The organism is Polyangium jinanense (assembly GCF_028435265.1).
In the GTDB taxonomy this organism is placed as follows: Bacteria; Myxococcota_A; Polyangia; order Polyangiales; family Polyangiaceae; genus Polyangium; species Polyangium jinanense.
Map to the genome: position 1 here is coordinate 465,112 of NZ_JAGTJK010000003.1, position 25,958 is coordinate 491,069.

Annotated in this window: 19 protein-coding genes; 14 read left to right on the forward strand and 5 right to left on the reverse strand. The window is 68.4% G+C overall.

All coding sequences use genetic code 11. From position 1 onward, the window contains the following. Positions 1 to 12: 12 nt before the first annotated feature. On the reverse strand, positions 13 to 1,731 hold the full coding sequence (locus tag KEG38_RS10515; RefSeq protein WP_272419095.1) for an ATP-binding protein: 1,719 nt from the start codon (positions 1,729 to 1,731) through the stop codon (positions 13 to 15). A gap of 193 nt (positions 1,732 to 1,924) precedes the next feature. Here KEG38_RS10515 and KEG38_RS10520 point away from each other — a divergent pair, with 193 nt between their 5' ends. Together KEG38_RS10520 and KEG38_RS10525 are read left to right on the forward strand one after the other, a co-directional pair. Then, positions 1,925 to 3,301 (forward strand): vWA domain-containing protein, encoded by a 1,377-nt coding sequence (locus KEG38_RS10520; RefSeq protein WP_272419097.1) that lies wholly within the window; start codon positions 1,925 to 1,927, stop codon positions 3,299 to 3,301. A 124-nt stretch (positions 3,302 to 3,425) separates the two neighbouring features. Continuing rightward, on the forward strand, positions 3,426 to 3,890 hold the full coding sequence (locus tag KEG38_RS10525; protein WP_272419098.1) for a DoxX family protein: 465 nt from the start codon (positions 3,426 to 3,428) through the stop codon (positions 3,888 to 3,890). Here KEG38_RS10525 and KEG38_RS10530 read toward each other — a convergent pair. The 3 genes from KEG38_RS10530 to groES all read right to left on the reverse strand — a co-directional run bounded on the left by KEG38_RS10530 (position 3,830) and on the right by groES (position 6,865). Next, positions 3,830 to 4,756 carry a YihY/virulence factor BrkB family protein gene (locus KEG38_RS10530; protein WP_272419100.1) on the reverse strand — a complete coding sequence of 309 codons (927 nt, stop codon included), beginning with the start codon at positions 4,754 to 4,756 and terminating at the stop codon, positions 3,830 to 3,832. The two genes, KEG38_RS10525 and KEG38_RS10530, sit on opposite strands and share 61 nt — an antisense overlap. 146 nt (positions 4,757 to 4,902) lie before the next feature. Then, positions 4,903 to 6,531 (reverse strand): chaperonin GroEL, encoded by a 1,629-nt coding sequence (gene groL / locus KEG38_RS10535; protein ID WP_272419102.1) that lies wholly within the window; start codon positions 6,529 to 6,531, stop codon positions 4,903 to 4,905. Positions 6,532 to 6,568: 37 nt separating this feature from the next. Continuing rightward, positions 6,569 to 6,865, reverse strand: coding sequence for a co-chaperone GroES (gene groES, locus KEG38_RS10540; RefSeq protein WP_272419104.1), 297 nt, complete (start codon positions 6,863 to 6,865; stop codon positions 6,569 to 6,571). 505 nt (positions 6,866 to 7,370) lie between these two features. Here groES and KEG38_RS10545 point away from each other — a divergent pair. Together KEG38_RS10545 and KEG38_RS10550 are read left to right on the forward strand one after the other, a co-directional pair. Next, positions 7,371 to 7,928 carry a hypothetical protein gene (locus KEG38_RS10545; RefSeq protein WP_272419106.1) on the forward strand — a complete coding sequence of 186 codons (558 nt, stop codon included), beginning with the start codon at positions 7,371 to 7,373 and terminating at the stop codon, positions 7,926 to 7,928. After that, a complete protein-coding gene (locus KEG38_RS10550; protein ID WP_272419108.1) occupies positions 7,928 to 8,536 on the forward strand; it encodes a hypothetical protein in 609 nt (202 codons plus the stop codon). Before KEG38_RS10545 ends, KEG38_RS10550 begins: the two co-directional genes overlap by 1 nt. Here KEG38_RS10550 and KEG38_RS10555 read toward each other — a convergent pair. Beyond that, positions 8,533 to 9,540 (reverse strand): NAD-dependent epimerase/dehydratase family protein, encoded by a 1,008-nt coding sequence (locus tag KEG38_RS10555; RefSeq protein WP_272419111.1) that lies wholly within the window; start codon positions 9,538 to 9,540, stop codon positions 8,533 to 8,535. The genes KEG38_RS10550 and KEG38_RS10555 overlap by 4 nt on opposite strands. Before the next feature lie 251 nt (positions 9,541 to 9,791). On the opposite strand from KEG38_RS10555, the gene KEG38_RS10560 reads away from it, so the two are divergent. From KEG38_RS10560 to KEG38_RS10605, 10 genes are all read left to right on the forward strand, one after another. Further along, the gene (locus KEG38_RS10560) at positions 9,792 to 10,562 is read left to right on the forward strand and encodes a response regulator transcription factor (RefSeq protein ID WP_272419112.1); all 771 of its coding nucleotides are present in this window, start codon (positions 9,792 to 9,794) and stop codon (positions 10,560 to 10,562) included. A gap of 289 nt (positions 10,563 to 10,851) precedes the next feature. Next, complete coding sequence (locus KEG38_RS10565) at positions 10,852 to 12,849, forward strand: DUF8809 domain-containing protein (protein ID WP_272419113.1); 1,998 nt, start codon at positions 10,852 to 10,854, stop codon at positions 12,847 to 12,849. Positions 12,850 to 12,901: 52 nt separating this feature from the next. Further along, positions 12,902 to 13,903 (forward strand): AAA family ATPase, encoded by a 1,002-nt coding sequence (locus tag KEG38_RS10570; protein ID WP_272419115.1) that lies wholly within the window; start codon positions 12,902 to 12,904, stop codon positions 13,901 to 13,903. Positions 13,904 to 13,917: 14 nt separating this feature from the next. Next, on the forward strand, positions 13,918 to 14,865 hold the full coding sequence (locus KEG38_RS10575) for a DUF58 domain-containing protein (RefSeq protein WP_272419116.1): 948 nt from the start codon (positions 13,918 to 13,920) through the stop codon (positions 14,863 to 14,865). 3 nt (positions 14,866 to 14,868) lie between these two features. Continuing rightward, a complete protein-coding gene (locus KEG38_RS10580; RefSeq protein WP_272419117.1) occupies positions 14,869 to 16,764 on the forward strand; it encodes a vWA domain-containing protein in 1,896 nt (631 codons plus the stop codon). Next, positions 16,761 to 19,565 carry a VWA domain-containing protein gene (locus tag KEG38_RS10585; RefSeq protein WP_272419118.1) on the forward strand — a complete coding sequence of 935 codons (2,805 nt, stop codon included), beginning with the start codon at positions 16,761 to 16,763 and terminating at the stop codon, positions 19,563 to 19,565. The genes KEG38_RS10580 and KEG38_RS10585 overlap by 4 nt, the downstream gene beginning before the upstream one ends. A 196-nt stretch (positions 19,566 to 19,761) precedes the next feature. Next, positions 19,762 to 20,706: a homocysteine S-methyltransferase family protein gene (locus tag KEG38_RS10590; protein WP_272419120.1), complete on the forward strand. Its 945-nt coding sequence runs from the start codon at positions 19,762 to 19,764 to the stop codon at positions 20,704 to 20,706. Between the two features lie 49 nt (positions 20,707 to 20,755). Beyond that, positions 20,756 to 22,117 (forward strand): glutamate--cysteine ligase, encoded by a 1,362-nt coding sequence (locus KEG38_RS10595; RefSeq protein ID WP_272419122.1) that lies wholly within the window; start codon positions 20,756 to 20,758, stop codon positions 22,115 to 22,117. Positions 22,118 to 22,188: 71 nt separating this feature from the next. After that, complete coding sequence (locus KEG38_RS10600) at positions 22,189 to 23,541, forward strand: hemolysin family protein (RefSeq protein ID WP_272419123.1); 1,353 nt, start codon at positions 22,189 to 22,191, stop codon at positions 23,539 to 23,541. A gap of 43 nt (positions 23,542 to 23,584) precedes the next feature. Then, complete coding sequence (locus KEG38_RS10605) at positions 23,585 to 25,906, forward strand: S9 family peptidase (protein ID WP_272419125.1); 2,322 nt, start codon at positions 23,585 to 23,587, stop codon at positions 25,904 to 25,906. The last annotated feature ends 52 nt before the right edge of the window (positions 25,907 to 25,958 follow it).

A 25,958-nucleotide genomic window follows, 5' to 3' on the forward strand; every position in this document is an offset into this window, starting at 1 on the left:
AGGCGCGCTCGGTTACGCCGCTCCCATGACCCCGATCGGCTCGCTGACGATGAGCTCGCGCTCGAGATCCGGTTCACGCATGCCCGTCGCGCGATCGAACGCGACGCGCAGCGCGTACTGCTCCGCCCAGCCCACGCGCCGCGCGACCGCAGGCGCGTCCTCGCGCACGAGCAGCGCATGACGTGTCCCGAGGCAAGGCAGCGGACCCGGCGCGTTCTTGCGGCCGCGCGCGAGCGCCACGGGGACGGCCTCGGGCCGCTCGGATCGACGCGCGAGCTCCAGGATCCCGGGCAGATCTGGGCGGCGACGCGCGAGGCTCGAGAGGCTCTCGGCGTGATCGATCTCGAGCTCGCGCGCGAGCAGCTCCCGCTCGCCGGGGATGAACCCTTGCCACTCGCGTTCGGCCCAGAAGCTCTCGGGGACGAAGAGCCGGCTCTCCACGTTGCTGCCGAGGAAGCCGATGAGAGGCTCGCGCCGCTCCGGCCCGACGAGGTACCGATCGGGGCCGAGCAAGGCCCGCGCGAGCTCGGGCGCGACCTCGTTCCACGCCGCGGATTGCAGCATCAGCGCGCTGATCTGCGCGGCGACCTCCGCGAGGCGATCGGCTGTCTTGCGGGTCGTCCCCGGGGCGCGGGCGAGGTCCGTGAGCTTGCGGTAGAACGCCGCCGCGGTCGCGCGGAAGTTGCGGCAAGGCTTGAGCGCGTCGCGACCCTCGGTGAGCTCTACCGCGGAGGGAAAGTCGATCAGCGCGAGCTCCGGGATCGCTAGGCAGCCTTCGACCTTCACGCCGGCGTGGTACGTCGCGGCGCAGATCCCCGTCACGAGCGAACGGCCGCCCACGTAGAAGCGCGCGACGCGACTCGGATCCTCGGGCGCGAGCGGGTCGGTGAAGTGCGTGCCTCCCGAGAGGTAACGGCCGTCGTTCAACGGCACGCCGTCGAGGTTCACGATCGCGCGCTCCTTCGGGAAGAAGTGCAGCGCGTCGCGCAGGTACGCGCGGAGCGACTCGGCCTCGATGAGCGACGAGCGCACCTGCACGCGCGTCCCGGCGCGCGGCGTGAGCCTGCGGATCGCGCAGATGAGCGATGAAGGCTCCGGTCCGTCGGCGAGCACCGACAGCGACCAGCCCGACGCACCGTCACCCGTCTCCACCTCGATCGACAGGCTGGCCGGATCGGGCAGCCCCAGGCCGATGACCGAGAAGAAGCCCACGCCGAAGCGCCCGAGGTCCAGGCCTGGCCGCTTGTCGGTGGCGAACGGCACGAGCAGACGTGACAGGATCGTCCGCAGATCCATGCCGATCCCATCGTCGGTCACGGTCACCACGCCCTCGCGCACCCGTACGTCCACGCGTGCGGGGTGCTCGGGTGTCGCGTCGATCGCGTTCAGCACGAGCTCGACGACCGGCCGCAGCGGGTGGCCGAACTGCCGGCCCACCTCCTCATCGAGGATCTTGAGCAGGTAGGCTCGATCCATCGGCGGGCGGGCCGGCGTCCCGGTGCCCGAGACGAGCGCCGAGAGTGCGGGCCGGTAGAGCCCGATGGCGACGAGCTCGTGCAGCGAGCCCAGGAAGCAGAGCTCGCCCTCGCGCACCCCGCCGCGGGCGATTCCGCCGGCGCGGGCTGCGGCGAGGTCGATGTGCGTCCTCGTGAACGGCCCTGCGTGCGCCGATTGCTCGGCCGGAGGCGTCCCGAGGGGCGAGGAATCCGGAGCGCTGCGTGCCGTCGCCATCGAGCAAGCAATGGTGGGCCAAGTTACCTCCCGCGCAAGGGGGGGTTCCGCTGCCGAGCGTTCTCTTTGGCGTGTGTTCTGGGCGTCGCGACGCGATCCGCCCATTTCGTTCACAGCGCGCTCGTCGTGGTCGATTTCGAGGTCTGGCTTCTGATACGCTCGGGTCGTTTTCCTTACGACTGAGGAGGAAACGATGGGGCGCGTTCTGCGGTGGCTCGGCGTGAGCCTGGGGCTTTTCGTTTCGATTGGAATCGGGCTCGGGGGAGGCTGCGCGGCGGGCGGCAACAGTCGGCCTGGCAGCGGGGGAGAAGGCGGCGAGGATGGCTCGGGGGGATCGGGCAATGGTCCTGTCGGGCCTGGAGGCGGCGGCGTTGGTGGATTCGGCGGAGGCGTGGGCGGCGGCGGCCCGGCTTGCGCGAAGTTCACGGCCGAGGCCACGCAGGCGCCCGCGGCCATGCTCACCGTGCTCGACGCGAGCGCCAGCATGAACAAATCGTCCAAGTGGGGGACGGCGCAACTCGCGGTCAAATCGGCCATCGACAAGGACGTCTTCGATACGATGTCCCTCGGCCTCACGGTCTTTCCGTCGAGCTTCGTCAACCCCCCGCCTTGCGTTTGCGCCTATGTGGGGCTCGATCAGGCGACGTGCAATGCCCTCCTCGCCCCGGGTGTCTCATGCGGCGTCTCCGTCCTGCCGCAGGTGCCCGTCGCGCCGGCCGGGAAAGACAAGACGAACGCCCCGACCGGCGTGCGCCGCCAGATGTACGATTGGCTCGTCGCCCATCCGCCGCTCAGCAACGGCGACGACGGATCCCCGATTTACGACGCTCTCCGGGCCGGCTACGAATCGCTGAAATCCGAGAACATCGCCCGGCGCATGCTCGTTTTGATCACGGACGGCGGCTTCTCGTGCACCTCCGTCGCGAGCCCGACCCGGCCCGGGTACGCCGACGATTACAGCTGCCCCGACTGGGAGTACCCGGACAGCGTCAATACGCTGATCGCGGCCGCGCGCACCGACCCGAACAAGCCCATTTTCACGTTCATCGTGGGCGTGCCCGGCTCGAACAGCACGGGCGTCGCCGTCGACGGGTTCGCCACGCCGCCCTACAACATGCTCCTCGCGCTCTCGACCTACGCCGTCAGCGGCTCGCCGGACACCGTGGATCCGGCCTGCTCGAAGGACGCCACCTTCACGCAAGGGGGGGCCGCCCCTGCCAAACCTTGCCATATCGATCTCTCGAACGGCGCGCAGTTCAACGCCGACGCGCTGGCCCAGGCGATCGCCGACGTCCGCGGCAAGGCGCTCGGCTGCATCTACGACCTGCCGCCCCCGCCGCCCGGCGAGCAGATCGACAAGAACCAGGTCAACGTGAACCTCACGCTCGACGGGATGCTACAAAACCTGAAGAAGCGCACGGATCCGCTGGATTTGTGCCCGCAGGACGGCTGCTGGGACTACACCCCGGATGGCAAGGTTGAGCTCCTGGGCAAGGCCTGCGAGGGCCTCGGCGCCGCCACCGATGCGAAGGTCGACATCCAGGTCGGCTGCGAGACGATCCTCAAATAGAAAACGGTTTTTCGAGCCAATCGTTTTTCCTGCGTGTCCTCCCCTCACGTCGCATTCGTGCGCCCCGCCGCGTAGCTCGCCCGGCTCTCGCCTCGCTTGGCGTGCGCCGTGCTACGCCACGGACATGAAGTTCCGATCCCTCCTCTATCCCGATCCGAGCCGCACGGGCTCACTGGGCCTTTTGCTCGTCCGGCTCGCGACGGGCGTGCTCCTCGCCGCGCACGGGCTCTCCAAGCTCACGGCCGGCCCCGCCGGGCTCGCCGGTGGCCTCGCGGCGAAGGGGTTTCCGGCGCCGACGCTGCTCGCCTGGTGTGCGACCCTCGCCGAATTCCTCGGCGGCGTCTGCGTGATGCTCGGCCTGCTCACGCGCCCCGCGGCCGCGGTCGTCGCGTTCAACATGGTCGTCGCCTGGGCCTCGATGCACATGGCGGACGCCGCGCACTTCGGCTCGGCCAAGGGCGGGGCCTTCGAGTATCCGTTCCTGCTCTCGATCCTCGGCCTCGCGCTCGCCCTCACGGGCGGCGGCCGTTACTCGCTCGACGCCGTCCTCTTCGGTCGCAAGACCGACGCCGGCGGCGGAGGCGGCTGAATCGAGCGCGGCCCCTCGGCTTTCGGCGAGAGCCAGCGCTCGGGCGCGTCGTCGTGCGGATCGCGCACGCCTTCGAGCTGCGCATTCACCTCACCGCCGACGAGCAGCGATATCGAGAGGAGCCAGAGCCAGAACAGGAGCACCGCGACGTTCGCGAGCGTGCCGTAGAGCGTCGCGTACCGCGCCAAACTCCGCACGTAGACCGAGAACAACGTCGAGACGATCGCCCAGAGCGACACGGTCACGATCGCGCCCGGCCAGACGCGCCTCCGCACCGTGGGCGGACGCGTGATCGTGAAGCGGAAGAACCCCGCGACCAGCGCGATCAGGATCACCCCAGGCCCGAGCGCGGCCACGAGCGCGTCGCCGAGCGAGCCGGTCACACGCGTGAACACGATGCCCACGAAGGTGGCGATCCCGACCGCCGGGATCGCGCCGAGCACGAGCCCGAGACCCACGAGGCGCCGCTTCCACCAGGGACGGGGCGTGCACACGAACATCGTCTCGAACACGCCGATCGCTGTCGCCGCGCCCGCCGACGAGACCCACAGGAAGGCGAGGAGCCCGAGCGGCGCGAGCACGAGGGCCTTCGCGTCGGAGATGCGGAAGAAGTCCTCACCGAGCGCGGCCGAGACGGACGGCGGGGCCGCGCTGAGCAGCGAGCCGAGCAGCTCCGCCGCGGCGTCGCGCAGCCGATGCAGTGCCCAGCCGGCCACGGCGAGCAGCGGGATGATGCTGAGGAACGCGTCGAACGCCATCGCGCTCGCCGCCCGCGGCGCCTCGTGCAGATCGAGGTAATGGACCAGCCGGCCGAGCGCCCGGAAGGCGGAGCTCGCCAACCCGGAGAGGTGCCGCCGATCCCACATGCCTCCACTGTAGCAAGGCTCCGGCCTCGATGGCGCGCTGCATCGTCGGGTTCGTGCGCCATGGAAAGCAAAAGGCCGACCCCTCACAGGGCCGGCCTTCGCTGTGCTTTCACGATTGCGTCGTGGGTGTCACGACGCCCGTCGGATCAGAAGTCGTGGTTGTGGCCCGCGTGCGCGCCACCTGCCGCCGCCTTCTCCTCCTTCGGACGCTCCGCGATGAGCGCCTCGGTGGTGAGCATGAGGCTCGCCACGCTCGCGGCGTTCTGGAGCGCCGAGCGCACGACCTTCACCGGGTCGATGACGCCCATCGCGAGGAGGTCGCCGTACTCGCCGCTCGCGGCGTTGTAGCCGAACGAGCCCTGACCGTCGCGAACCTTCTGGACCACGATCGAGCCCTCTTCGCCGGCGTTCGCCGAGATCTGGCGGAGCGGCTCCTCGATCGAGCGACGGATGATGTTCACGCCGAACCGCTGCTCGTCGTTCACCTCGAGCGAGCCGAGCGAGGCCTGCGCGCGGATGAGCGCGACGCCGCCGCCGGGGACGATGCCCTCTTCCACGGCCGCGCGGGTCGCGTGGAGCGCGTCCTCGACGCGGGCCTTCTTCTCCTTCATCTCGGTCTCGGTCGCGGCGCCGACCTTGATCACGGCCACGCCGCCGACGAGCTTCGCGAGGCGCTCCTGGAGCTTCTCGCGATCGTAGTCGCTCGTCGTGTGCTCGATCTGGGCGCGGATCTCCTGCTGGCGCGCCTTGATCTTGTCCTTCTTGCCCTGGCCGCCGACGATCGTCGTGTTGTCCTTGTCGATGATCACGGTCTTGGCGCGGCCGAGATCCGAGATCGTGACGTTCTCGAGCTTGAGGCCGAGCTCCTCCGCGATCACCTGGCCGTCGGTCAGGACCGCGATGTCCTTCAGCATCTCCTTGCGGCGATCACCGAAGCCGGGCGCCTTCACGGCCGCGCAGTGCAGCGTGCCGCGGAGCTTGTTCACGACGAGCGTCGCGAGCGCCTCGCCCTCGACGTCCTCGGCGATGATGAGCAGGTTCTTCTGCTGCTTCGCGATCGCCTCGAGGACCGGGAGGAGGTCCTTCATGTTGGAGATCTTCTTCTCCGAGATGAGGATGTAGGCGTCCTCCATGACGCACTTCATCGCCTCGGCGTCCGTCACGAAGTACGGGCTGAGGTAGCCGCGGTCGAACTGCATGCCCTCGACCACGTCGAGCGTCGTGTCGGCGCTCTTCGCCTCCTCGACCGTGATGACGCCTTCCTTGCCGACCTTCTCCATCGCGTCCGCGAGGAGCTTGCCGATCGTCAGGTCGCCGTTCGCGCTGATCGTGCCGACCTGGGCGATCTCCTTCGCGTCCTGCGTGAGCTTCGCCGAGCCCTTGAGGTTCGCGACGATGGCCTCGACCGCCTTGTCGATGCCGCGCTTGATCTCCATCGGGTTGTGGCCCGCCGCGACGAGCTTGGAGCCCTCGCGGTAGATCGCCTGGGCGAGCACCGTCGCCGTCGTGGTGCCGTCGCCGGCGATGTCGCTCGTCTTCGAGGCCACCTCGCGCACCATCTGCGCGCCCATGTTCTCGAAGCGGTTCTCGAGCTCGATCTCCTTCGCGACCGTGACGCCGTCCTTGGTCACGGTGGGCGAGCCGAAGCTCTTCTCGATGACGACGTTGCGACCCTTCGGGCCGAGCGTGACCTTCACGGCGTCGGCGAGGGCGTTGACGCCCGCGAGGATCATGCTGCGGGCCGACTCGTTGTAGATGATCTCTTTGGCAGCCATCTCGATATCTCCAAAATTCAGGGGGCCACGGCCCGCGTCACGACTCGATCACGCCCAGGATGTCGTCCTCGCGCAGGATGAGGTGCTCTTCCCCATCGAGCTTCACCTCGGTCCCCGAGTACTTTCCGAAGAGGACGCGGTCGCCTTCCTTCACGTCGAGCTTGCGCACCGTGCCGTCCTCGAGGACCTTGCCGTTGCCCACGGCGAGGACCGTGCCCTCCACGGGCTTCTCCTTGGCGGAGTCCGGGATGTAGAGCCCGCCCTTGGTCTTCTCTTCTTCCTTGAGTCGCTTGACGATCACGCGGTCCTGCAGCGGCCTGATCTTCGTCGCCATCGTGAAACCCTCCGGGGGTGGCCGAGAGCCACCAGATCCCATTCGCAATGGGCAGGCGCGGGGCGCGCATTCATCTGTGGGCGCCCCCGCCACATGCCCGATGAGCTTGCGGTTTTTCGATTGTTAGCACTCACGGGGGGTGAGTGCTAACGAACGGCGCGGAAGATAGTCATGGTCGTTCGGCTGTCAAGCGGCTGCAAATCACGGCCTTCGCGATCGCTGGCAGCCGCCCCTGGGGGTGGCCACAAATCCTCGGAATCCCACGTAAAACCATCTGCCGTCCGCTGGGCGTCGTGCGCCCGCTGCGGTAGATTCCGTTCATGAGGCCCGCGTCCGGCCCCGAGCCGTCCGCGAAGCCTCTGTCTCCGGTCTTTCGAGGACGAGCTGTTCAACCGGGCGCGTGGCGCCTGCTGGATCCCGGTCCCGAGGCGCCCCGTCCAGGACGAGGTGCCCCGTGAGCCGTACAACCAGCATTGCGATCTCTCCCAGTATCTCTGACTACTTCATGAGCGCCGTTGGCGATGCGCTGCGCTCGCGGAAGATGGAGGCCTCCGCGGCGGCGTCTCATTACCTCGTCGGTGTTCTCTGTGACTATGCCCACCCTAGCGAGGAAAACGAGTCGGCTTTTTCCCGACCCCTCGCCTTCCAGCTCCACGACGCGCTCAAGGCCTCGGGGGCCACGCGTTTCCGGCGCCTGCGCGCGCTCGGCGACGGCGTGCTCTACGGGGTCGGCTTCTTCGGCAGCCATGTCGAGCTGCGCGGCATCGATCGCGGCTACGTGATCCGCGTCGGCGCGACCGCGTACGACAACGCCTCGGCCATGCTGCGCACGCCGGGCCAGCGCGCGACCCACGACGTCCTGTCGGAGCTCGCCGACCGATTCGAGCAATTCGTGGAGGTCCTGAACGAGGTCGCCGACGGCGCCATCGCAAAGGGCGCGCAAGGCCAGCGCGGGCTGCTCAAGCTCTACGAGCGCTGGCTGCGCACGGGATCGTCACGCCTCGCGGAAGAGCTCGGCGCGCGTGGGCTCGTGCCCGTGCGTGGAAAGGAGGGCGTCCACTGATGGCGCCCTCGCTGCCCGCGCGCATTCAGGCAGCGCTCGAAGGCACGTACGGCATCCCGGAGGCGCCCTCGGTGGAGGACTTCATCCGGCCGATCGACGCGTCGGAAGACGAAGGGCGCGAGGTGCTTTTCGTGCGCGAGGACGAGGATGGCGTCTCGCTCTTGCTCCACCTGCCGCGCGCGGCGCTCGAATCGAAGAACCTCCCGTTCGATCTGCTCTGCCAGGTGGTGGAGGGAGTGAGCCATTTCCTCTGCCTGGCCGAGCGTGCGCGACGTGAGCTGCCGGTCACGCAGCTCGAGCTCGAGCTCCAGGCCGAGGTCGACAAGTACGTGCTCTTCGTGCACGGCCCGCTCGCCGCGCGCCGCTTCGATCCGGACCGCGCGGCCCGCATCCGCGCGCGGCTCTTCGAAGCCGTCGAGTATCTCCATCCGCCGGGCACCGAACGCGGCGATCGCTACCGCCTCGCGAACGATCTCGCCGCCCGCTTCGCCGGCAGGCTCGAAGAGACCTTCGCGCGGCGTGGCCACTTCGATCGCATGCGCCGCGCGCTTCGCTCTTTCTACGCGGCCGGACAATCCGACAAGATCACCCTCGCGCGCGCCGCCTAGACCATCCCGTTCGTCCGGAAATACTCGACCGCGCGCTCCACCGAGGTCCGGAGCGGCGTACACGGCATGCCGAGCTCGCGCCGCGCCTTCTCGCCGCTGAAGTACGCGTACTCCTGCATGTAGCGGACGCTCTTGTACGTGGCGATCGGCGGCGCGTGGCTCACGTGATCGGACCAGAATTCGAGGCCTGCGGCCATGGTCCGCGCGAGGCCCGAGGGGATCGGTAGCCGCGGCGGCTTCCTCCCCGAGACCTCGGCCACGAGCTCGAGGAACGCGCGGAACGTGACGTTGTGGTTTCCCAGGATGTACCGCTCGCCGAACCGCCCGCGCGTCTCGGCCGCGACGTGCGCCGTCGCGACGTCGTCCACGTCCACCGCGCAGAACCCGCCTTTCCCCACGCCGGGCATCTTTCCCTGGAGGAACGAGAGGATGATCCCGCCCGTCGGCGTGGGCCCGATGTCGCGCGGGCCGAAGGGGAACGCGGGGTTCACGATCACCACGGGAAAACCCGCCTCGGCGAGGCGCGTGACGACCCGTTCGGCGTGGTACTTCGAGGAGATGTAGTCGTTCGCGATGTTCCAGAGGTTCCACGGCGTCGACTCGTCCGCGGGCGTCCCGTCCTCCTTCAAGCCGACGGCCGCGATCGAGGACGTGTAGATCACGCGGCGCACGCCGACATCGCGGGCCGCGAGGAGCGAGGTCAACGTGCCCTCGATGTTGACGCGGTGGATCGGCGTCGGATCGGGCATCCACACCTTGTAGATCGCCGCGAGGTGGTAAAACGCGCTCGCGCCTTCGAGTGCCTTGCGCATGCCTTTCGCATCGCAGACGTCGACCTCGACCTGCTCGACACGATCCGCGGGCAAACCCGCGAGGTTTTTCGGATTGGCGCCGGGCTCGACGAGCGCGCGTACCTTGCGCCCCGCGTCGAGCAATTTGCGAACGACGGCCGAGCCGATGAATCCCGTGGCGCCGCTCACGGCGGCGAGGTCCTGGGTGGTCATGGTGCGCCTCCATGCTCGCCCGAGTTTGCGTCCGAGGGAACGAGGTACGTCGCGGCGAAGTTCGTCCGGCGCTCCCCGATGCGCGTCCGCGTGTAGGTGCAGGACTCTACGACGGCATCGGGAATGTCCAGGCGTCCTCGTTGCTTCCGGGCCGGGGCGCCTGCGCCGGGGCTCCGAAGCGCTGCGGTGAAAGTGCCCGGCGCATGTAGGCCTTGACCTTCTCCCCTTCGGCGTACTCTCATCCCGAAACGATGTCGTCCGCCAGCACCAGCACGAAGCCTCTCACCGTCGTCGTCGCCGAGGACGAGCCCGCCATGCTGAGCCTGGTGGCGCGGCATTTGAAGACCCTCGGCTTCCAGGTTCACGATGCCGCCGACGGCGAGACCGCCTGGCGCCTGACGCAGCAGCATCACCCGGATCTGGTGATGCTCGACGTGATGATGCCGCAGATGAGCGGCTGGGAAGTCGCGAAGCTCGTCAAGGCACCGGGCGCCGCGGGCGGAACGCTCGCGAACACGCCCGTCCTCATGCTCACGGGGATCGGCGAGAGCATGAACGCGATGACCTCGCCGCTCTTCGCCGACGGGTGGCTCGACAAGCCGTTCGAGTTCGCCAAGCTCGACGAGAAGATCGGCGAGCTGCTCGCGAAGTACGGCAAGGAGATGCCGGCGCGCCGCGCGCTCGACGACGCCGACCTCGACGAGGAGCCGGCCGAGGAAGCCGCGCCCGCGCCCGCGCCGAAGCCCGCGCGCGTCGCGAAGAAGGCCGCGAAGAAGCCGGTGAAGAAGGCCGCCGCGAAGAAGGCCGGAAAGGCCACGGCGAAGGCCGCAAAGACCACGAAGAAGCCGGCCGCGAAGGCCGCGGCGCCGGCGAAGAAGGCAGCCGCGAAGAAGGCCACGAAGAAGGCTTCGGGCGGCAAGGCGGCTGCGACGAAGAAGGCGGCGCCCACGAAGGCGAAGTCGACGGCGGGGCGGAAGTCGACGGCGAAGAAGCCCCGCGCGGCCGCGCGTCGATCGAGCTGACGACACGAGGGCCGGCACGAGGAGGGCGCGGCGGACGGTCTTCGTCCGAAGCGCCCTTCGTCGTTTGTGGCTGCTTGCGAGCTGCGAGGTTCCTGGAGGCGGGTAGGGGGCAGCCCCGAACGTGCTTGCGCCGTGGGGGAATCATCCAGGCACATGGCGCGTAAGATCGCGATGCGCGGCGCGTTCCCAAGGTTAGGAACTTACGAGCGCTCGAAACGTCAACAGCTACAATGACGCCCCTCACCACCCGGCGATCGGTCCTCCCGGGGCGATCGGAGCGACTTCTACCGTGAGCGATCACCGTACCCAAGGGCTCTCTCGCATCCGCCGCGCCGCAGCGATCGTCTCGCTCCGGCTGCGCATCGCGCGGGCCGTACGTTACGTGCCGAACGCGCTCACGCTGGCGTTTGCCGTCGTCGCAGGCACCCTCGCGTGCCGCAAGTTGTTCCCCGACCACCTCTCCGAGCAGCGCGCGCGCCACATCCTGATCGGCGCCGCCGCGGCCGTCGTCGCCGTGGCGCTCGTGGGGCTCCTCCGAAAGCTCCCGCCGCGGGCCGGGACGATCGCGCTCGATCGCCATCACAAACTCCACGACCGGCTCACGAACGCGCTCGCGTTCGACGCGATCAAGACCTCCGAGCGCACGCCGCTGATGGAGGTCGCCATCGATGACGCGGTCGAGAACGCGCGGGATCTGAAGCCTAGCAAGGCCGCGCCGATCCGTTTGCCCTCGGACTATCTCGCGGCGCTTTTCGTGGGCATCGGCGCCGTCGCGCTCGCGCTCTTCGAGATCCGCACGCCGATCAAGGAGGCGCCGCCGCAGCTCCGCACGATCGACGCGGTCGCGCTCTCGGACGACGATCTGGAGCTCTTCCGCGAGGCCGCGAAGGAGCTCGCGAAGAAGGATCAGACGCCCGAGGTGCAGGCCGCGATCGAGAGGTTCAACCAGCTCGTCGAGGACATCGCGAACAAGCGGCTCGATCGCACCGAGGCCTTCCGCAAGATGGAGGCCATCGAGCGTGACCTTCTGAAGGGCGCCGAGGCCGATCGGAAGGCGCTCGAAGAGGCGCTCGAGCAGATGGGCAAGGACCTCGAATCGAGCGAGCTCTCGAAGCCCGTCGGCGAGTCGCTGAAGAAGAAGGACCTCGAGAAGGCGAAGAAGGACCTGAAGGAGCTCGCCGAGCGGCTGCGCGACGGGAAGAAGAAGCCCGACAAGGCCTCGCTCGAGCGGCTCAAGGACGCGCTGAAGAAGGCCTCCGATCGGCAGAAGGAGGCGCTCGCCGCGATCAACGAGAAGCGCGCCGAGGCCCGCGAGGAGCTGCTCAAGAAGAAGCAAAAGAAGAACGAGCAGGACGGCGGCCCGCAGGACGAGCAAGAGGAGCGCCTGCTCAAGAAGAAGGAGCGCGAGCTCGAGCGGCTCGATCGCGAGGCGGAGAAGCAGGAACGCCTCGGGCGGCAGCTCGACAAACTCGATCGCGCGCTCGCGAAGGCGGCCGAGGATCTGATGCGCGAGCTCGGCGCGTCCGCCGAGGATCTCGAACAGGCTGCCGAGGACATCAACCGCATGCAGCAGGAGGAGATGTCCGAGAAGGAGAAGGAAGAGCTAAGGCAGCGGCTCGAAGAGCTGCGCGAGATGCTCCGGCAGCAGGGGCAATCGGGCAAGCAGCGCATGGCCCGCATGCTTCGCTTCGGCAAACGCGCGCGGGGCGGGCAGGGGCAAGGTCAGCCGCAACAAGGCCAGGGTCAGGAAGGCCAAGGCCAAGAGGGTCAGGACGGTCAAGAGGGCCAGGATGGCGAGGGCCAGGATGGTCAGAACGGCCAGAACGGCGGCCAGCAGAGCGGTGGTCAGGGCAAACAGTGGGTGATCGGCCCCGGCGGCAAGAAGATGCTCGTGCTCTCGCAAGGCAGTGGGCAGGGGCAGGGGCAAGGCCAGGGCGAGGGCCAGGGGCAAGGCCAGGGCGAGGGCCAGGGGCAGGGCGGTCAGGGCACGGAGCCGGGCGGTAAGGGCGTCGGCTCGGGGCACGACGGCGACATCGCCGGCAAGCGCACCGATCCCAAGATGGGGACGCAGGACGTGCAGGCCCAGGGGCTCGATTCCGGCGGCGGTCCTTCGAACAGCGAGGTGATCCTCGCGGCGGCCGAGAAGGGCTTCCGGGGCGGCGGCTACAAGAAGGTCTTCACGCAGTACAGGACCGTCGCCGAGGAGCAAATCAACAAAGAAAAGGTGCCCGACGGGTACCGATTCTACGTGCACCGCTATTTCCAGCTCATTCGACCCAGGGAGTGAGCGGCGCGCGCGGGCACGATTGGTTTTTCCAAGTAGAACGATAGGGGAAGAGATGGCCGAGAAAAACAAGGATCTCGCGCGCGCCGAGGTCGCCGATTTTCAGAAGAGCATCGGCGGGCTGCGTGAGGAGGTGGGGAAGGTCATCGTCGGCAACCGCGAGGTCGTCGACGGCGTGCTCACGTGCATGCTGGCCGGTTCCCACGCGCTGCTCGAAGGCGTGCCGGGCCTCGGCAAGACGATGCTCGTCCGGACGATGGCGCAGGCGCTGGAGCTCCAGTTCTCGCGCATCCAGTTCACGCCCGACATGATGCCGGCCGACATCCTCGGCACGACGATGATCGACGAGGGCGCGGGCGGGCAGCGCTCGCTCTCGTTCCGCAAGGGCCCGATCTTCGCGAACATCGTGCTCGCCGACGAGATCAACCGCGCCACGCCGAAGACGCAGAGCGCGTTGCTCGAAGCGATGCAGGAGCATCGCGTCACGGTTTCAAAGACGAGCTACACGCTCGAAGAGCCGTTCTTCGTCCTCGCCACGCAGAACCCGTTGGAGAGCGAGGGCACGTATCCGCTCCCCGAGGCGCAGCTCGATCGCTTCTTCTTCAAGCTCCACGTGCCGTTCCCCGGCCGCGAGGAGCTGCACGCGATCCTCGATCGCACGACGGGCATGGACGCGCCCGAGGCGAAGCCGGTGGTCGACAAGAAGCGGCTGCTCGCGATGCAGAAGCTCGTGCGCGAGGTGCCGGTCGCGCGGCACGTCCAGGACTACGCGGTGCGGCTGCTCCAGTCGACGCATCCGGAGGGCAAGTCGCTCGATCTCGTGAAGCGTTTCGTCAAGTTCGGCTCGTCGCCGCGCGGCGCGCAGGCGCTCCTGCTCGCGGCGAAGATCCGCGCGCTCTTCGAGGGGCGGTTCGCGGCGTCGGTCGATGACGTGAAGGCCGTGTGCTTGCCGGCGCTCCGGCACCGCGTGCTCCTCAACTTCGAGGGCGAGGCCGAGGGCGTGAAGACCGACGACGTCCTCCTCGCGATCATGAAGCAGCTCCCCGATACCGAGTAGGGATCGTCCTCGCCATGGGTGTGCTCGAGTTCCTGGGGCTCCGGCCCGACAAGCCGTCCTTGCGCCGCGGCGGCGCGGCCGGCGAAGACGACCTCTTCGACGACGAGTTCCAGCGCAAGCTCGAGTACCTCGCGATGGTGAGCCGCCGCGTCTTCTCGGGCGCGATGCGCGCCGAGCGGCGGACGAAGAAGACGGGCTCGGGCATCGAGTTCGCCGATCACCGCGACTACGCGCCCGGCGACGACATCCGCTACCTCGACTGGAACGCCTACCAGAAGTTCGATCGGCTGCTGATCCGGCTCTACGAGGAGGAAGAGGATCTCGCGATCTACTTCATCCTCGATACGTCCTCGTCGATGGGCTTCGGCGAAGGCGAGAAGCTCCGGCAGGCGAAGCGGCTTTGTGCGGCGCTCGCGTACGTCGGCCTCGCGAACCTCGATCGGATCGCGATCGTCGCGGCCACGGACGAGATCAGCGGGCGGATGCCGACGACGCGCGGCAAGGCGCGCATCTTCCGCATCTTCCGCTTCCTCAACGGCGTGAAGGCCGAGGGCCCGACGGACCTCGGCACGGCGATGAAGACGTTCGTCGCGCAGCACAAACGGCGCGGACTCGCCGTGCTGCTCACCGATCTCTACGATCCGGAGGGCTTCGAGCGCGGCATCAACGTGCTGCGTTTCAACCGCTTCGAGCCGTACGTGATCCATCTCGTCGATCCGCACGACGCGCGGCCCGACATCAAGGGCGACGTGCGCGTGTACGACTGCGAGACGGGCACGGAGCGCGAGGTCACGGTCACGGCCAAGGTGCTCGAAAAATACCAGCAGGCGTACGACGGGTACCTGGACGAGGTGCAGCGGTTCTGCACGACGCGCCAGGTGAGTTACTTCCGCGCCGACGTCGACGTGTCCTTCGACGAGCTCATCCTCCGCGTCTTCCGCCGCGGCGGCTTCCTCCGGTAGGCCATGCATTTCGTCGGCGTCCCGCTCGCGACCCTGCTCCAGATCGGCGCCCTCGCCGGCAGCGTGGTCGTCGTCTTCTACATCCTGAAGCTGCGCCGGCGTCCCGTCGCCGTGCCCTTCGAGAAGCTCTGGGAGCGCATCCTGCGCGACAAGGAGGCGACGAGCCTCTTCTCGCAGTTGAAGCGCTTCCTCTCGCTCCTCCTGCAGCTCGCGCTCCTCGCGCTCCTCCTCCTCGCGCTTGGCGATCCGCGCCCTGCGGCGAACATCCTCGAAGGCCGGAATATCATCGTGCTCGTCGACGCGAGCGCGAGCATGAAGGCCACGGACGCCGCACCGTCGCGCATCGATGCCGCGAAGGACGAGGTCAAGCGCATGGTCCGCGGCCTCTCGGGCAGCGATCGCATGCTCATCGCGCAGATGGATGCGGCCGTGACGCCGCTCTCCACGATGACGAGCGAGATCCCCGATCTCGAAGCGGCCGTCGCGTCGATCAAGGCCACGGACGCGAGCGCCGACTTCGCGCGGGCTTTGCGCTTCGGGGCCGACACGCTGCGTGGCCTCTCCTCGCCGGAGATCATCGTCGTGTCCGACGGCGCGCTCGGCCCCGCGGTCGACGGGGCCGGGCCCGTGGAGCTCGGCGACGTGCGGATCTCGTACCTGCCCATCGGATCACGCGCGACGAACGTCGCGATCACGGGCTTCTCGGTGCGGCGTTACCCGCTCGACAAGAGCCGCTACGAGGTGATGCTCGAGGTCACGAACACGAACGAAGAGCCGGTCGACGTCGAGCTCTCGCTCTTCGGCGACGGGCAGCTCACGGACCTCTCGCAGATCCGGCTCGGGCCGAAGGAGCGGCTGCCACGCTTCTATCCGAATCTCTCGGGCGCATCGAAGACGCTCGAAGCGAAGATCGCCTACGCGAACGGCAGCCGCGACGATCTGCCCGCCGACGATCACGCCTTCGCGCTCTTGCCCGAGCGCAGGCGGGCCCGCGTGCAGGTCGTCACGACGGGCAACATGTTCCTCGAAGCCGCGCTCCTGCTCGACGAGTATCTCGAGGTCACGTCGATCGATCCGTCGCGTTACCCGGCCAAGGGCAACTTCGACGTGACCATCTTCGACGGCGTGACGCCGAACGTCGCGCCGGGTAGCGGCAGCCTGCTCTACCTGAACCCCTCGGGCGAGAACGTGCCGTTCGAGGTGGGCAAGCCCGTCGAAGATACGGATCCGAACTATCGGCTCGGCTTCGACGAGCTCGACGAGAAGCACCCGATCCTCCGCTACACGGTCCTCTCGGACGTCAACATTGGGCGCGCGCGTCCGCTGAAGGGCGAGAAGGAGGACAAGGTGATCGGCAAGAGCTACAAGGGGCCGATCCTCATCGCCGGCAGCCGCGCGGGGGTGAAGTTCGTCGCGCTCGGCTTCGACGTCCGCGAGAGCGATTTCCCGCTCCGGATCTCCTGGCCGCTCTTTTTGCTCAACACGATCAACGAGTTCGTCGAGGAGGACGTGCAGTACATCTCCTCGTTCCGCACGGGCACGGTCTGGCAGATCCCGGCCTCGTCCGCGGCGGCGACAGCGACGCTCGAATTGCCCGATGGAACGAAGCGCGAGGTGCCCGTGAAGGACGGCCGCGCGGTCTTCCTCGGCCAGCAAGCGGGTTTCTACAAGCTGTCCACGGGCCCGGACGAGACCACGACCTTCGCGGCAAACCTCGTCGATCCGGCCGAGAGCGTGATCAAACCGGCAACTGAGCTCGTCGTCGGCGGGCGCGCCGCGGGCCCCGTTGGGGAGTTCAAGGTCGGCGTGCGGCGCGAGATCTGGATCTACTTGCTCGCCGCGGTGCTCCTCGTCACCGCGATCGAGTGGCTCACGTACCATCGGAGGGTGACGGTGTGAACAAGCGCCTCCGGGTCATCGCTTGGGTCTCGACCTGCGTCGCGCTCGCAGGGCTCCTCTTCTGGGCCTATCGGCGCTTCGTCCTCCTGCACCCCGATCCCACGCTGACGTGGGTTCGCGGCGGGATCACCTACGAGCTGCTCAACCCGAAGATGCTCGGGGCGATCCTGCTCGCGCCGTGGTTCGTCGGCGTCCTCTCGCAGTCGCTCGCCGATCTGCCGTGGCCGCAGCGCGTGCTCTCGGTGCTGCTCCGCATCTCGTTCGTCGCGCTCCTCGCGCTCGGCCTCTCGCGCCTCGCGCGCACGGCCACGACCGAGAAGGTGTGCACGGTCTACCTCGTCGACGTCTCGGACTCCGTCACGGACGAGGCGCTCGACGACGCGCGCGCGGCCGTGCAACGGGCCTGGGCCGAGAAGCCGAAGGACGCGGTCGTCAAGCTCGTCACGTTCGCGAAGCGGCCACGCGTCGTGGAGGTGCCCGAGGTCGAGGGCGAGGAAAACGCAAAACCACCGCCGATCACGCGGCACGAGAGCGCCGACAAGGCGCAGTCGGAGTCGCTCGGCGCGGGCTCGAACCTGCAGGCGGCGCTCCAGCTCGCGTACGGCCTCTATCCGCAGGGCTACCTCAAGCGCGCCGTGCTCCTCACGGACGGCGTGCAGACCGAAGGCGACATCCTCGCCGAGTCGAACCGCGCCAAGGAGCTCGGGATCAAGCTCTTCACGATCCCGTATCGCAGGCCCGCGCCGCCCGAGGTCGCCGTGCGCGAGCTCAAGATGCCGGAGCGCGTGAAGGTCGGCGAGACGTTTGCGATCCACGCCGACATCTACGCGACGCGGGCGACGAAGGCGCGCGCGCGGCTCTACCAGGGCGAGGCGCTGAACGGGCTCGAAGGCATCAAGGAGCTCGATCTCAAGGCCGGCCCGAACGACGTCATCTTCAAGAGCGTCGTGCGCTTGCCGGGCCAGGTGACGTACGCGTTCGAGGTCGACGAGATCCCGGCCGACAAGTTCAAGGAGAACAACAAGTACGCGACGACGATCGACGTCCCCGGACGTCCTGCAGTGCTCTACATCGAGGGCACGCCGCAGCACGCGGGGCCGCTTTCGAGCGCGCTCACGGCACAGCAGCTCGACGTCGACGTGCGTCCGCCCGCGGGCTTTCCGGCCTCGGTCAAGGAGATCGAGCGCTTCGACTTCGTGATCCTGAGCGACACGCCGAAGGACGCCGTGTCGCTGCAGGCGCAGGAGCTCATCGAGACGTACGTCCGTGATCTCGGCGGCGGCTTCCTCTTCGCAGGCGGCGAGGCGGGCTATGGGCTCGGCGGCTGGTATCACTCGACGATCGAGCGGATCTTGCCGGTCCGCATGGACAACGAGCGCAAGAAGGAGATGCCGAGCGTCGCGCTGGCGCTCGTCATCGATCGCTCGGGCTCGATGACCGGCCTGCCGCTGGAGATGGCGAAGGCCGCGGCGAAGGCGACGGCCGGCGTGCTCTCGTCGGATGATCTGATCGAGGTGATCGCCTTCGACTCGGCGCCGACGCGTTACGTGAAGTTCCAGCCGGCGCGAAACCGCTCGCGCATCACGGGCGACATCGCGCGCATCCAGCCGGGCGGCGGCACCGAGATCTTCCCGGCGCTCGACGCGGCCTACCAGGACCTCACGGTCACGCAGGCTCGCAAGAAGCACGTCGTGCTGCTGACGGACGGCAAGGCGTCGAGCTCGGGCATTCGTGATCTCGTCTCGGCCATGATCGCCGAGTCGATCACGGTGACGACCGTCGGCCTCGGCGGCGACGTGGACGAGCAGCTCCTCAAGATGATCGCGGACGTCGGCGGCGGCCGTTATCACGCCGTCGCGGACGCGAACAACCTGCCGCGCATCTTCACGAAAGAGACGGAGATGATCGCGCGCGCGGCCGCGGTCGAGGAGTGGTTCCCCGTCACGCAGGTCGGCGACGCGGCCTTCCTGCGCGGCGTCGACGTGCGCACCGCGCCGAACCTGCACGGCTACGTCTCGACGAAGATGAAGCCGCCGCCTGCGGTGGAGCTGCTCCAGAGCGACACGCAGGAGCCCATCCTCGCGCGCTGGCGCGTGGGCCTTGGCTGGACACTCGCGTGGACGAGCGACGTGAAGTCGCGCTGGGCCGTCGAGTGGCTCCGGTGGCCGGGCTTCGAGCGCTTCTGGGGCCAGCTCGTGCACGAGCACATGCGGCAGAAGCACCGGCGCGAGCTCGACATGAAGGCCGACGTCGTGGGCGGGCGGTTGCGCGCGTCGGTCGATGCCTTCGGGGCCGACGAGCGCTTCGAGAACAACCTGACCTCGAAGCTCTCGATCATCGTGCCGGGCGGCGAGACGAAGGTCGTCGACTTCCGGCAGACGGCGCCCGGTCGTTACGAGGTCGACGAGCCGCTCGACAAGTACGGCTCGTTCCTGCTCAGGGCCGAGCACATGCGCGAGGCCGAGGGCGGCGCGATGAAGCAGGTCGCCGTGAGCTTCGGCCACGTGTCGAACCCGTATCCGAAGGAGTACGCAAGCTTCGAAGCCGATCTCCCGACGCTCGAGAAGGCGGCCCTCGCCACGGGTGCGGCCGTCGATCCCGCGTCCGTGCAGGCGATCTTCGACCCCGGCGGGGAGAAGGTGACGTACCACGAGGAGCTTTGGACGCGCTTCGTGTATGCGGCCATCGTGGTCTTCCTCCTCGACCTCTTCGTCCGTCGCGTCCGCTTGTTCGATCGGAAGTTCCTCCCGAAGCGTGGGGCGCGCCCGTCCGGGCAAGCGGCCTCTGCGCGAGGGGCTTGATGCGTGGAGCGAAGCGTTGTGACGAGCACGTGAAGGCTTGCTCGCCGACCCGGACGGGAAATGCACGTGGCAGCCGCGTCTCGGGTTCCGTGTTTCCAGGTGAAGTGGTAGAAGGGGACGAAGGTTCGTCCTGTTGTCGACGGCCTTCGGCCGATCTTGGATTCCCGGCTCGGCCCTCGAACCCCTGCGTGATGACGTGAGCTCTCTCGATGCCCTCCTGACCCGCCTCGAAGCGGGGCGCCCGCTCGTCCTGGGTGGCGATCCGGTCTCGTCCTTCGTGGCGAGGGGCGTGGAGACCTCCGGCGCGGCGCCCCTCGGTCGCGCCGTGCGCGAGAACCCCGGCGCTGTTTCCGAGCACTACCGCCAGGAGATCGCGGCCGGATCGGACGTGATCGTCGCGGTCACGGACGAGACGATGCCGCGGGCGCTCGCGCAGATCGGCATGGCGTTCCGCTCCGCCGCGCTCACGGGCGCCGCGGTCGATCTCGCGATCGAAGCGGTCGGCACCGCGCATCGTCCGGTCGTCGTGGCGGGCCTGCTCGGCGCGCGCTGGATAGCTCCGGCGCTCCCCGAGCGGATCACCGAAGAGTACGCGATGCACGCGACGCGCCTGTCGACGTCGGGCTGCGAGCTCATCATCGCGCGTGGTTTCTCGCCGGAGGCTTTCCCGCACGGCACGCAGCTGGCGCGCATGGCGCGGCTCTCGGCCATCGTGAGCGCGTGCGCGACGCAACTCCCCACGTGGGCGCTGCTCGAAACATCCGACGGCGAGCGTGTCGTCGATGGGGACTCGCTGGAAGAGGGGACACGCGCTGCGGTCGAGGCGGGCGTGCATGCCGTGCTCGTCGACGTCCCGAGCGAGAGCGCGGCCAAGGCTGCGCTGGAGATCGTGACGCGCGCGGGGGCTCCTCGCGTCGGGGTTCTGCTCGCGGCGAGCCCCGAGTGCCAACATGGCGTACCTGACACCACGACATCGGTGGATGCGTGGGCCGCGGCGTGCAAACGTCTGGTGGACGCAGGGGCGAGGTTCGTCGGCGGTGGTGCTGGGACCACGGCAAAACACGTCGCTGTCCTCGCGCGTGTGCTTGGTCCGAAGGGATCCGGCTCGGAGCGCTCCCCGATGTGGCCGCAGGCCGTCTAGGCCTGATCTGCGCCCCCCAACTCCCCGAACAGTTTGAGAACCACGAACGATGGCCGAAGCGAGCCTTTCGAATCAGGCGGAGATCATCCGCGGCATCGATGACCTCCTGATCCCCTTCCACGCGGCGATGAAGCCGCGAGATCGTTACCGTATCGGCGCGGAAGCCGAAAAATTCGGCGTCGACACGACGACCGGGGCGCCCCTCCCTTACGAGGGCCCGCGCAGCGTCCTCACGGTGCTCGAAGCGCTCGTCGAGCGCCATGGCTGGAAGATCGATCGCGAGTCGCCCACGGGCCCGATCATCGCCCTCGAACGCGCGGGCGCCTCCGTCACCCTGGAGCCCGGCGGCCAGCTCGAGCTCTCCGGCGCCGCGTTCGACAACGTCCACCAGATCTGCCTGGAGATGAGCGGTCATCTCGCGGAGCTGCGCGACATCTCGGGCGAGCTCAACCTGAGCTGGCTCGGCGTCGGCTTTCATCCGCTCGCGCGGCAGGACGAGCTGCCGTGGGTGCCGAAGTCTCGATACGGCATCATGCGCCGCTACCTGCCGACACGCGGCACCGGCGGCCTCGACATGATGCGCCGCACGGCCACGGTGCAGGCGAACTTCGACTACTCGAGCGAAGAGGGCGCGATGCGCGCGCTTCGCGTCTCGCTCCGGCTCTCGCCCGTCACCACGGCGATGTTCGCGAACTCCCCGTTCGTCGAGGGCGCACTCTGGGGCGGCAAGAGCCGGCGCGCGCTCACGTGGCTCAGCGTGGATCCCGCGCGGCAAGGGCTGCTCGAGAACGTGCTCGAGCGCGGCAAGCGCTTCGTCGACTACGTCGAGTGGGCGCTCGACGCGCCGATGTTCCTCATCAAGCGCGGCGACACGGTCCTCGAGAACACGGGGCAGTCCTTCCGCAGCTTCTTGAAGCACGGCTTCCGCGGCCACCGCGCGACCTCGACGGACTGGCAGACGCACCTGAACACGCTCTTCCCCGAGGTGCGCCTCAAGCGCACGATCGAGGTCCGCGGCGCGGACTCGCAGTCGGCCGCGCTCACGTGTGCGCTGCCTGCGCTTTGGACGGGCATCCTCTACGACGAGCGCGCCCTCGACGAAGCCGAGGCACTCACCGAGAGTTTCACCTATGCCGAGCTCGAAGCGCTCCGTCCGGCGCTCGCCGAGAAGGGGCTCGGGGCGACGTTCCGCGGCGAGAAGCTCGCAGCGCTCGCGGAGCGCGTGCTCGTCATCGCCGAGGGCGGGCTCGCGCGGCGGGCTCGGATGCGCAACGGCAAGGACGAACGCGTGCACCTCGCGCGCCTCGGCAGCCTCATCGAGAAGGGCCAGTGTCCCGCGGACGCGCTCGTCGAGGGGCTCTCCGCCGACTCGGATCTCCGTAGCGAGATCCTCGTGCGGGCTCGCATCTAGAGCCGCCATCGCAGGGAGAACGAGCCCTCGTTCGGCGCGCTCTCTCGCTTCTGGGGGACGGGGTTCGGACGATGTCGACGATTCTCTATCTGCTCGCGACGGCGCTTCTCATCCTGCTGAACGCGTTCTTCGTCGCCTCCGAGTTCGCCATCGTCAAGATGCGCCCCTCGCGGCTCGAACAGCTCGTGCGCAGCGGTGATGCGCGGGCCAAACGGGCGCTCACGATGTCGCAGCGCCTCGACGCCTACCTCTCGGCGAATCAGCTCGGCATCACGCTCGCGAGCCTCGGCCTCGGCTGGATCGGCGAGCCTGCGGTCGCGCACCTCCTCGAGCCTGCGCTCCTCCGGTTCGGCGTCGGCCCCGAGGCCACGCGCGCGATCGCCCTCGGCGTCGCCTTCACCCTGATCATGTCGCTGCACACGATCATCGGTGAGCTCGCGCCGAAGACGCTCGCCATCCAGCGCACCGAGAAGGTCACGCTCTTCGCCGCGCAGCCGCTCCACGTCTTCTTCGTCCTGATGTGGCCCATCATCTGGGTCTTGAACTCCGCGGCGAACGGCTTCGTCCGGCTCTTCGGCCTCCAGCCCGCGCACGAGGAGGAGATTGCGCACACGTCCGAGGAGCTCCGCATCCTCCTCACGCGCAGCCCCGCCGGCCTTGATCCCGCGCTGCGCAGCATGCTCGTGCGCATCTTCGATCTCCGCCGCCGCACCGCGCGCCACGTCATGTCGCTGCGCAGCGAGGCCGCGACGCTGCGGGCCGCGATGAGCATCGACGAGGCCGTGAAGATCGTCGCGGAGGCCGGCTACTCGCGGTATCCCGTCCTCGACGCCCAGGGCCACACCGTGCTCGGGTACCTGCACCTGCGCGACCTCTTCGACGTCCTCTCGGGACGCCGCAAGGCCGCGCGTGTCGCCGAGCTCCTCCGCAAGCCGATCTTCGCCCGCGAGACCACCTCCGTCGAGCGCCTGCGCCTGGAGATGCAGGCCAAGCAGATCCCCGTGGCGATCGTGACGAGCCCGACCGGCGAGTTCGTCGGACTCGTCACGATCGAGGACGTGCTCGAAGAGATCGTCGGCGAGATCCGGGACGAGAACGACGAGGAGGTGCCGCCGATCCATCGCCGTGGTCCGGGCATCGTGGAGGTCGACGGCCGCGTCCTGCTCGCGGACCTCGAGCGCGACGCGGGCATCGTCCTCCTGCCCGAGGCGAAGACCGTCGAGACCGTGGGCGGCTACATCCTCGAGCGTCTCGAACATCCGGCCGAGCCTGGGGATCGTGTCGAGTGCGAGGGCTACACGCTCGTCGTGACGGACGTCGTCGGCCGGCGCGTGCGCCGCGTCCGCATCGTCACGACCGACAAGTCGGTGCCGCCGCCGCCGCCTTCAGCGGCCGAGGCGGACGGCGGCGTGTTACCCGATTGATGGCCGGAGTGGACTCGCGCTCGGTCTCGGTCTAACCGGGGGCATGCACAAGGCACAGGGTTTGGCGGGCGTGCTCGTGCTCGCGGGGGTGCTCTCCGGTTGTGGCGGGGCCGGCGAGCCGTGGCCGAAGCGGCCGCTCTTGAACGAGATGACGAAGGACCGCGCGGCGGAGGGCGCGCCCAAGGCGGCGGCGCAAGAAGCCGATCCGACGCGCGGCGCGATCCTCGGTCCCGAGAAGAGCGCCATCACGTACGAGCGTTTGGTGAAGATGCCGGAGCCCGGGTGGAACATCCCGCGCGCGGTCCAGCCTTCGCCCGACGGCAAGCTCGTCACGTACCTCGCGAGCGAGTCGGGCGACATGACGATGTCGCTCTACGGGTTCGACCTTTCGACGCGCACGTCGAAGGTGTTGCTCCGCGCCTCGGATCTGCCGGGCAGCTCGAAGCCGCTCTCGCGCGAGGAGGAGCTCCGACGCGAGCGCCAGCGGCAGAAGACGATGGGCATCGTCGCGTACCAGTGGGCCGAGAAGGCGCCCGTGATGATCGTGCCTTCGTCGGGGGACGTCTTCGTGCGGCAAGGGGCGGGCACGATCACGCGGCTCACGGAGACGAAGGAGCCCGAGCTCGACCCGCAGATCTGCGCCACGGGTGAGCGTGTCGCGTTCGTCCGGTCGGATGACCTCTGGGTCGTGGACGTCGCGACGCGCAAGGAGACGCGGCTCACGACGGGCGGACCTGCTGGCACGACGCGCGGCCAGAGTGATTTCCTCGGCCAGGAGGAGTTCGACGAGCCGCACGGGTTTTTCTGGTCCCCGGGCTGCGACAAGATTGCGTATCTCGAGGTCGACGAGCGCGAGGTCCCCGAGCATCCGGTGCTCGGGTATCGCGGCGACAAGCCCGACCTCATGATGCAGAAGTATCCTGCCGTGGGCGACAAGAACCCCAAGGTCCGCGCGGGGATCGTCGATCTCAAGACGAAGAAGACGACCTGGTTGAAATGGCCCGCCGAGGCCGAGCGCTACATGGTCCGCTTCCACTGGGCGCCCGACGGCAATGCGCTTTATTTGCAGACGCTCGACCGGCTCCAGAAGCGCCTCGCGCTCGTGCGTGTGGACGCGAAGAACGGCGAGACGAAGGAGCTCTTCGCCGAGACCTCGGCCACGTGGCTCGATCCGGCCTCGTTCAAGCCGCTCGACGATTCCAAGCGGTTCCTCTGGACGCGCGACATCGGCGGGCACACCCACCTCGAAGTCCGCGACGCCGCCACGGGCGCGCCGATCAAGCAGCTCACCTCGGGCGAATGGGACGTGCATCTCCTCAGCCGCGTCGACGAGGCGAACGGGCGCGTCTTTTACATCGCGGACAGCAAAGAGGCGCCGCTCGATCGGAACCTTTATTCGGTGAAGTTCGACGGCAGAGAGACGAAGCGCTGGACCGAGGAGCCTGGCGTGCATTTCGCGGGCGTCGATCGGAACGGGAAGATCGTCATGGACATCCATTCGGCGAAGGATCGGCCGCCGAAGGTGGTCATTCGTGAGCTCGGGGGCGCCGTGATCGGCGATCTCACGTTCCCGATGGATGCCGATTTCGCTTCGCTCGGCGTGCGTACGCCCGAGATCTTCTCGGTGGACGCCCCCGGCGGCGTGAAGCTTTATGGCACGCTCCTTCCGCCGCGCGTGATCGAGCCCGGGAAGAAGTATCCGGTCATCGTCATGGTGTATGGCGGCCCGGGTGTGCAGACGGTGCTGAACATGTGGTCGCCGTACCTCCTGTGGCAGCACCTCGCGGATCGCGGGTTCGTCGTCTACCAGCTCGACAACCGCGGCACCGCGGGGCGCGGCCCGGCGTTCGAGGCGCCGCTCTACAAGAACGTGGGCCACGTCGAGCTCGAGGACCAGATCGCCGGCCTCGACGCCGTCGCCAAGCACCCGTACGTCGACGCGAGCCGCGTCGGAATCATCGGCCACAGTTATGGCGGGTACATGGCGACGCTCGCGTTGCTCAAGGCGCCCGATCGGTTCCACGTGGGCGTCGCGGGTTCGCTCGTGACGGACTTCCGGCTCTACGACAGCGCATACACCGAGCGGTACCTCGGCGACCCCAAGGCGGACGCGAAGGCGTACGAGGCGGCGGACCTGACGAAGCTCGCGGGGAACCTCCGCGGCAAGCTCTTCCTCCTGCACGCGCTCATGGATGAGAACGTGCATTTCCAGAACACGGCGGAGCTCATCGACGCGCTCGTCGCGGCGAACAAGCGCTTCGACCTGCTCGTGTTCCCCGGCGAGCGCCACGGCTACCGGGCGCCGGCTGCGAAGCTCTACGCGACCCAGCGGTCGATCGAATACTTCGTGGAGAACCTGCGGTAGAGCGCCGAACAGTTCGGCGCTCTGCGAGATCGCGAAGCGGTTTTCGCCTCGG